The sequence below is a fragment of the Pedobacter agri PB92 genome (assembly GCF_000258495.1).
GTDB classification, from domain to species: Bacteria; Bacteroidota; Bacteroidia; order Sphingobacteriales; family Sphingobacteriaceae; genus Pedobacter; species Pedobacter agri.
The window spans coordinates 1-898 of sequence record NZ_AJLG01000341.1; the positions used below are offsets into that span (position 1 = coordinate 1).

General features: G+C 43.0%; 2 protein-coding genes. Both read left to right on the forward strand.

The window, feature by feature from the left end:
• Nucleotides 1-196 precede the first annotated feature (196 nt).
• The gene (locus tag ON09_RS23780) at nt 197-397 is read left to right on the forward strand and encodes a hypothetical protein (protein WP_238533801.1); all 201 of its coding nucleotides are present in this window, start codon (nt 197-199) and stop codon (nt 395-397) included.
• 252 nt (nt 398-649) lie between these two features.
• Nucleotides 650-895, forward strand: coding sequence for a hypothetical protein (locus ON09_RS23785; protein ID WP_193372058.1), 246 nt, complete (start codon nt 650-652; stop codon nt 893-895).
• Nucleotides 896-898 lie beyond the last annotated feature (3 nt).

The following is an 898-nucleotide window of genomic DNA, read 5'->3' on the forward strand; positions in this document are numbered from 1 at the left end:
TTAATTAGATTTTTTCTACGCATCATCGTCGGCGGGCCTAGTCCTTTATCCTTGATGATAAAGGGTCCAAAACCGAGCTCTTCAGCGAGCTCATTAATGCCTATAAATAAAAATAACAAAATATTAATACAATCAAGGCGTGGATCTAATGTCGGGTAAAATCGTCAAAGCTTTAATTTCGGCAACACAAGTTCCGATGAAGAATCGGAAAGGACGCGTTGCCTTGGATAGTGGTGGTTTGAAAGTTTTTGCACAGGCTTTAACGTTTTCCCTCTCCATCATCTCCTATGCCGGGGAGCAGGGTGCCTTTTTCAGGGCGTCATTGCGAAGGATACGGAAATTTAAGGCAGTCGCTATCCCCCTCTGGAGGGGGCATGGGGAGGATTATACTAATTGAGGGGAAACTCCCCACCTTATTTTCAAGGAGGGGCGGGGGTGGTTAATTAAGTAATCGTGTTAATTAGTTTTTTCTACACCTCATCGGCGGCGGCCTCCTACTTTTCCCTTGATGGAAAAGTAGCAAAACCGAGCCTTTCGGCGAGCTCATTAATGCCTATAAATAACAATAACAAAATATTAATAACATCAAGGCTTGGATCTAATGTCGGGTAAAATCGTCAAAGCTTTAATTTCGGCAACACAAGTTCCGATGAAGAATCGGAAAGGACGCGTTGCCTGGGATAGTGGTGGTTTGAAAGTTTTTGCACAAGCTTTAACGTTTTCCCTCTTCATTATCTCCTATGCCAGAGCAGGGTGCCTTTTCAGGGCCGTCATTGCGAAGGAAGTTTTTTCAGCTGTAGCGGCAATCTCTTTTCGGGGTCATCCAATTGTTCCAATGTTATCACAAATCTGTTTTATTTCTGTCGAAAATATCTGTGAGGATACGGAAATTTAATGA

Bases quoted from the DNA above. Each gene is read 5' to 3' on its own strand.
- ON09_RS23780 (WP_238533801.1), top strand. From the start codon at position 197: ATGAAGAATCGGAAAGGACGCGTTGCCTTGGATAGTGGTGGTTTGAAA.
- ON09_RS23785 (WP_193372058.1), top strand. From the start codon at position 650: ATGAAGAATCGGAAAGGACGCGTTGCCTGGGATAGTGGTGGTTTGAAA.